Source organism: Bacillus sp. AP50 (assembly GCF_040492675.1).
GTDB lineage: Bacteria > Bacillota > Bacilli > Bacillales > Bacillaceae_G > Bacillus_A > Bacillus_A cereus.
In genome coordinates this window covers 22,412-29,079 of record NZ_JBEUTW010000050.1, presented here as the reverse complement: position 1 = coordinate 29,079, position 6,668 = coordinate 22,412, and the positions used below count along the sequence as shown (strand labels likewise).

The window sequence follows — 6,668 nt, the reverse complement described above, 5'->3', positions numbered from 1 at the left end:
TTATTATATGGTGAGCTACAAGGATATAAGGAGGAAACAAAATGAAAGAAATAGGGGCATTACAAGCAGAATACCCATTAGTGAATAAACTTATTGCAACAGAAGAAGTATTTTGGATAAATCCAAACATAGAAAAGTATGAAAGGGCAATAAAAGATTCACCACTTAATGAAGAGAATGTAAAAGATGCGGAAGAGAGATTAAAGCGTTTTGCACCATATATTGCGAAAGTTTTTCCTGAAACGAAAGGGACGAACGGCATAATCGAATCATCTTTAGTGAAAATACCTTCTATGAAAGAAGCTTTAGAGACAAATTACAAGCAACCTATTTTAGGAGAATTATTATTAAAATGTGATAGTCATCTTCCGATATCAGGATCAATTAAAGCTAGGGGCGGCATTTATGAAGTGTTGAAACATGCTGAACAACTAGCATTGCAGCATGGTATGTTAACAGAAGAAGATGATTATTCCATTTTAGATAGTGATACATGTAGAGAGTTTTTTGCCAAATATTCAATTGCGGTCGGTTCAACAGGAAATTTAGGGCTAAGCATTGGGATTATGAGTGCGAAACTAGGTTTTAACGTAACGGTTCATATGTCAGCAGATGCGAAACAATGGAAAAAAGATTTATTAAGAAGTAAAGGTGTAAACGTTATTGAGTATGAAGCTGATTATAGTAAAGCAGTAGAAGAGGGGCGTCAGCAAGCAGATGCCGATCCTAGCTGTTATTTTGTAGATGATGAAAATTCCCATGATTTATTTTTAGGATACGCAGTAGCAGCATTGCGATTACAAAAGCAATTAGAAGAGTTAGAGGTTGTAGTAGATGAAAATCATCCTTTATTTGTTTATCTTCCGTGCGGAGTAGGAGGAGGACCTGGCGGGGTAGCATTTGGTTTAAAGTTATTGTATAAAGACAACGTGCACTGCTTCTTTGCGGAGCCTACGCACTCTCCATGCATGTTACTCGGTTTAATGACAGGACTTCATGATAAAATTGCTGTTCAAGATATCGGGATTGATAATGTAACAGACGCGGACGGACTAGCGGTAGGAAGACCGTCTGGATTTGTCGGTAAAACGATGGAACCATTTTTGAGTGGGAATTACACAGTAAGCGATGAAGAGTTATATAGATTGTTAAAAGAACTAGCTGACACGGAGAATATTTATTTAGAGCCTTCTGCACTAGCAGGTATGATAGGGCCAGTGAAAGTATGTAAAGAAGATGAGTATTTACAAAAGCAACAGTTAACAGAGAAGGTGAAAAAAGGTACTCATATTGTGTGGGGAACGGGTGGAAGTATGGTTCCAAAAGATGTAATGAATGAATACTATAGGAAAGGTTTGGAATTAACGATATAAGAAAAATGAGGCTAGTTGTAGCCTCATTTTTTCATGTACATAAAAATCTTTGTTATTTTCACAATAGTTCTTTATAGTATATATAAAGGATAACTAATATTGAATAAATACAACAAAAAAGCTTTATTTTACATAATAAGAGGATGTGTATACGATGTCATTACAGACTAAATATATAGCGGGTATTTCGCTTGGGGTTATGGGTGTTGGCTTTGCGGCTTCTATCCCTTTTCAAGGAACGGTAGCAGGAGAGATTATACAAGGGGGATTTGAAGCTGGATTGGTTGGCGGGCTTGCAGATTGGTTCGCGGTTACTGCTTTATTCCGTCATCCGATGGGAATACCAATTCCGCATACAGCTTTGTTACCTAAAAACCGTAAACGGGTAACGAAAGGGCTCATCAATACGTTAGAAAATGAATGGCTGACGAAAGAAAGTATTACGAATAAAGTAAAAGAGATGCAGTTAGCACAAATGGTACTGCAAATTGCTGAGAGAGAAATGCAGTCTGATGCTGTGAAAAAAGGCATTGTAACGATTGCTGAGAAAGCGATTGTTTCAATCGATACGGAAAAATTAGCGGTTATTATTGAAAAAGAATTAAAGACGTATTTACATACAATTAATACAAGTAACATTTTACAAGTGCTTGTTGATCAATTAGTAGTGCAAGAATATGATGAAAAGACACTTGATTACATATTAGTAAAAGTGAAAGAATGGACAGCGCAAGATGAAGCTCGATACCAGCTCGGAAGCTTAGGTATGAAGGCGATGGAAAATATAAAAGTAGATGGATTCTTGCAGTTTACATTGAAATCGTTTATGAATATTGTAGATGAAGATAAAATTGGCGGCATTTTGCAGAAATTTATTATTAGCAATATTAACAGCTTACAAGATGCAGATAATAGTACGAGACAACTTATTTTATCGAAAATTCGTCAAGAAATTATAAATGTAAAAGAAAATGAAGCGTTACTACAAGAATTAGAAAATTGGAAAGAAAAATGGATTGCCAATTGGAATGCTACTGACAAAATAAAAGAGATGCTAGAGCAAGTGCAGCAAAGAGCAGTTTCTTTTGTAAATAATGAAGAATTTGCTGATAAATATGTTATTCCATTTTTACAAAAACAAATGAATAAAATAAAAGAAGATGAACAAACTGTTCAAAAAATAGAGAAGTGGTTACAAAAGCAAGTTGTCACACTTGTGGAAAAGAACCATTCGAAAATTGGTAAGCTTGTACAAGAAAACCTTGATAAGTTAGATGATAAGACGTTAATCGAAATGATTGAAAATAACGTCGGTAAAGATTTACAGTGGATCCGAGTGAACGGGGCGGTTTGCGGATTTATGATTGGATTAGTGTTAGAAGGAATTAAAGCGATTATATGAGAAAAACCTTCCGCAATTGCGGAAGGTTTTTTATTTTTCGAGAACACTCATATTCAAATTATAAGCTTTCTCAATATTTAACTTGTACGTCCCATTTCCAGTTTTAATCGAATTTTTATACCAATGTTCTTGGTTGTTTAATTCTGGATGTTCTTCTGAAGAAGTATTTTCGTTTTTCGTTAAATCTTCTACTTGTTCCCAAGGTGTACTTCCATGTGTTTCTTTTTGATTCGTTACTGCTGTTAAAGATACATCACTTTCTTTTGCAAGATGGACAGACACTCTTGAGCTTTCCTGTACAAACCAATTATTTTGTAATTGACCTGGATAAAGAGATAGTTCGTTATTTGAAGCACGGATTTCCACATTTTTATTTTGCGGAAGAACAAGCGTTGGTTTCACCTGTGGTGCTGAATTAAATAATGTATGCTGAACAGGTAAAGATTTTAAAGTGATATACATCGTTTCTCCAGCCGTTTGAACTGAAAGGAAATCATCTCGTTTTAAATTGAGTTTTTCATTTGCTTTCGTTGTCATTTCATAAGTTCCCAAAAGATGAATTTGATTTGTATTATTTCCCTCTATCGTTAGAGGCTGATGTCCTGCATCTACTACGATTTTTTTGATAGATTCAGGTATATCAAATTGTCCGTCTGGAATATTACTCGTTTGCCTCGTTGTGTTAATAGAGTGACGAACTTCTTCTAGTAATCCAGTTGATAATAAACAGTAAAAAGCAATTCCGACGCTTCCTAAAACGCCGATAAAGAAAATACTAAAAATATCATATTTAATAAATGATTGTTCCTTCTTAGAAAATAGAAGGTATAGTAAAACTTCGGCTCCAAGTATGATGAGTAAAACTGGCCACCATGCAGTTAGTGTATCTAATACTTGAATTCCTTTTACGACTGAAAATAGTAAAAAGCATCCTAACGATATAATAGAAAGCCCCATTGAGAATGTTCCAACACGCCAAGTCCTCATTCGCTTGTCCCACCTTTGTTTTCTTTATTTCCAAGTAACAATTTAAAGCCGCCGCCAATTAAAAGGAGCGCAACGATAGATGTTTGGAAATAGCGATAATATAGTTCACTAAGATGAATATTAAATATAGTTACAAAATAATCATTCAAAATAGGAAGGACTGTTTGATTTAATAAATAATAACCACCGAGTGTAATTAATCCGATACCGATCCATCTTTGATGATTTATAAAATAATCGATAATGGGTTCGTCTTGAACTCGTTCTTTTCCGTATTTTGCTGTTTGCTGTAACGCATCAAAAAAGCTATAGAACCAAATGATTGGTACTAAAAATAAAAACGCAGAAAGTCTTAATAAGTCGAGTAAATAAATAGATAGTAAGAAGGCTGCCATAAGCTGAAGACCACGGCGTTGTAAGCCTAAATACATATGACCTGCTCCAGGGAACATCGCTAAAATAGAAGCAAATGTTTTACTTTTCTTTCCCTGCTCTCGATGTTCTTCAAAATCTTCGAAAATAGTACGGTCAATTAATTGCTCGCCACGTTCTTTTTTCTGTAGTTGCTGAACAACGTCAAAGAAATTATAAATCCATAAAACAGGTAACGTAATAAGGAAGATAAGAAAACTTTCTTGCGATGTTAAAAGTGCAACGAAAATGATCATACTTCCGATTCCTGTGCAAGCTACTAAAAATGTAAGTCCGCGTTGCATAAGTCCTAATTGGAAATGGCCAAGTCCAGGGATGATGGATAAGAGAATGATATAAAATCGTTCGCTCTCTTTAGAGGAATTTATCACTTCTCCAGCTTCTTGCTTTTTCGTTTGGTTTATAATGGTGATAACTAAATCTAGTAAGTTAATTACCCATAGAACAGCTAGTAAAAATAGAGAAAGAAAAGCAATATCACGTTCTCTTACTACTATGGTACAAAATACTGCAAAGGAGAATAGAAATAGTGATCCTCCGCTATATAAAATAAACCGTCCTAGCTTTTTTAAGTATAAATGTCCAAGCCCAGGAATTAGCCCTAATACAAGTGCTAAAAAGGGATTTTTATTCATGCTTTGAACCTCCGTCCTTTTTCGATGTGTCTACCGATTTGTTTACAATTTGTTGTGAAATAGAAGACTCGTTATGTTTTGAAGATTTCTCTAAATTTGATGTCGCTGTAAAAATATACTGAAATAAACCACTTACCATAAAAATAATTGTAGCCGCAGTCGCAATTATGTAATGAATGATCGTGCGCTTTAGTGAGGTTGTTTTTATATTTTCATTAGACTGTAGTGTTTCAAAATTAATTTGCGTCATAACTTCGTTCGTAAATGAATCATCATTTATCATTGGAAGGTTTTCATGTTGTTCATCAATACTTTCCATATAAAGTGCTAAACAATGATCACATTCATAAAGATGTTCTTCCATAGATTCACGTTCATTACTTTCTATAAAATCTAATGTATAATTGCGCCAATCTTCTTTTGAATAATGCATCATAGAAACTCTTCCTCCTTCCAATGTTTTTTAATCCATTTTCGTGCTCGATACAGTTTCATTTCGACTGTTTTTACTTCGATGTTTTCCTGTAAAGCAATTTCTTGATAGCTCTTTTCTTCTAAGTAATGTGCGAGAACAACGTCACGGTAATTTTCGGGAAGTTCTCGCAGTTTTTGAGCAATGAGTAATTTTTGCTCTTTCGTCAATAATAAAGCCTCAATATTATGAGAGGACTGTATATTTTCCTCAGCTTCTTTACATAAGGAGAGTTCTTCACTTTCTCTAGCTTTCTTTCTCTTATAATCAATAGCGTGATTGGTGGCAATACGTGCCATCCACGTTTTTAATCCGCGAAATTGATAATTTGGGAGAGAGGTGTGAATTTTTACGAATACTTCTTGTGTAACATCTTTCGAATCTTCTTCATGTCTTAAAATAGAAAAGATAACTTGAAAAATATAATGACGATATGTTTGTACAAGGATACGAAAAGCATGCTCGCTTCCTTGCTGTGCTTTTTCAATTAATTGTTTTTCCTCAATCGGTCTCTCCCTCCTTTTTGACGCATTCTATTATATAGACGTAAAGAATGATAAGTCACCCTACACATTTTGTAAAAAAAGAATAATATATTTTTTGCGGGAGAGCTAGATGAAAAAAGGTGTGAAAAAATGGTAAAGAGAAGTATATAATGAGCAAGTAGGAAATGTTACACGGAGAAAGGATGTGAATGTTAGTAGGGAAAGGTCCATACTAACAAACATGAAAATTAAAATATTAATAGCAGATGATAACTCTTTTATTAGAGAAGGCATGAAAATTATTTTAAATACATACGAAGAGTTTGAAGTAGTAGATACTGTAAATGATGGGGAAGAAGCTGTAGCGTATTGTAAAAAGCATGAAGTTGATATTGCTCTTTTAGATGTTCGTATGCCAAATATGAACGGTGTAGAGGCGACGAAGTTCATTTGTGAAGAGACGAAAACAAAACCGCTTATTTTAACGACGTTTGATGATGATGAATATATTTTGGATGCAGTAAAAAACGGAGCGAAAGGTTATTTATTAAAAAATAACGATCCGGAGCGTATTCGTGATGCGATAAAAGGAGTATATAACGGTCAAACTGTTATGCAAGATGTTGTCCTCGATAAAATTAAGTCTAATTTAATGGAAAGTAAGGAGGAAGAATGTAAAATTGATAAGAGCCTTTTCACAGAAAGGGAGCTTAGTATTATCGCATTAATTGCAAAAGGTTTCTCAAATAAAGAAATTTCGAAACAGCTTTTTATATCTGAGGGAACAATTGCAAATTATATTACGTCAGTTTTAGGGAAAACTGGACTTGAACATCGCACACAAATTGCGATTTATTACTTAACAGGGAAAGTAGATTAATG

The 6,668-nt window shown here is 34.3% G+C and carries 7 protein-coding genes; 3 read left to right on the top strand and 4 right to left on the bottom strand.

What is annotated here, in order from left to right; translation table 11 throughout:
• Positions 1-41: 41 nt before the first annotated feature.
• On the top strand, positions 42-1,373 hold the full coding sequence (locus ABWK52_RS05715; RefSeq protein WP_098507690.1) for a D-serine ammonia-lyase: 1,332 nt from the start codon (positions 42-44) through the stop codon (positions 1,371-1,373).
• 154 nt (positions 1,374-1,527) lie between these two features.
• Positions 1,528-2,775 (top strand): DUF445 domain-containing protein, encoded by a 1,248-nt coding sequence (locus tag ABWK52_RS05710; RefSeq protein WP_098295621.1) that lies wholly within the window; start codon positions 1,528-1,530, stop codon positions 2,773-2,775.
• A 30-nt stretch (positions 2,776-2,805) separates the two neighbouring features.
• Here ABWK52_RS05710 and exsE read toward each other — a convergent pair whose 3' ends face one another.
• From exsE to ABWK52_RS05690, 4 genes are read right to left on the bottom strand one after another with little or no spacing between them, the layout of a single operon-like run.
• Positions 2,806-3,762, bottom strand: a complete 957-nt coding sequence (exsE, locus tag ABWK52_RS05705) for an exosporium protein ExsE (protein ID WP_001261427.1) — start codon at positions 3,760-3,762, stop codon at positions 2,806-2,808.
• Positions 3,759-4,829: a hypothetical protein gene (locus ABWK52_RS05700; RefSeq protein ID WP_001039124.1), complete on the bottom strand. Its 1,071-nt coding sequence runs from the start codon at positions 4,827-4,829 to the stop codon at positions 3,759-3,761. Before ABWK52_RS05700 ends, exsE begins: the two co-directional genes overlap by 4 nt.
• Positions 4,822-5,265, bottom strand: a complete 444-nt coding sequence (locus tag ABWK52_RS05695; RefSeq protein ID WP_000972351.1) for a hypothetical protein — start codon at positions 5,263-5,265, stop codon at positions 4,822-4,824. Before ABWK52_RS05695 ends, ABWK52_RS05700 begins: the two co-directional genes overlap by 8 nt.
• Positions 5,262-5,750 (bottom strand): RNA polymerase sigma factor, encoded by a 489-nt coding sequence (locus ABWK52_RS05690; RefSeq protein ID WP_071686419.1) that lies wholly within the window; start codon positions 5,748-5,750, stop codon positions 5,262-5,264. The genes ABWK52_RS05695 and ABWK52_RS05690 overlap by 4 nt, the downstream gene beginning before the upstream one ends.
• Before the next feature lie 277 nt (positions 5,751-6,027).
• On the opposite strand from ABWK52_RS05690, the gene ABWK52_RS05685 reads away from it, so the two are divergent.
• Entirely contained in the window at positions 6,028-6,666 is a 639-nt protein-coding gene (locus tag ABWK52_RS05685; protein ID WP_000694093.1) for a response regulator transcription factor, read from the top strand.
• Positions 6,667-6,668 lie beyond the last annotated feature (2 nt).

Bases quoted from the DNA above. Each gene is read 5' to 3' on its own strand.
- ABWK52_RS05715 (WP_098507690.1), top strand. From the start codon at position 42: ATGAAAGAAATAGGGGCATTACAAGCAGAATACCCATTAGTGAATAAA.
- ABWK52_RS05710 (WP_098295621.1), top strand. From the start codon at position 1,528: ATGTCATTACAGACTAAATATATAGCGGGTATTTCGCTTGGGGTTATG.
- exsE (WP_001261427.1), bottom strand. From the start codon at position 3,762: ATGAGGACTTGGCGTGTTGGAACATTCTCAATGGGGCTTTCTATTATA.
- ABWK52_RS05700 (WP_001039124.1), bottom strand. From the start codon at position 4,829: ATGAATAAAAATCCCTTTTTAGCACTTGTATTAGGGCTAATTCCTGGG.
- ABWK52_RS05695 (WP_000972351.1), bottom strand. From the start codon at position 5,265: ATGATGCATTATTCAAAAGAAGATTGGCGCAATTATACATTAGATTTT.
- ABWK52_RS05685 (WP_000694093.1), top strand. From the start codon at position 6,028: ATGAAAATTAAAATATTAATAGCAGATGATAACTCTTTTATTAGAGAA.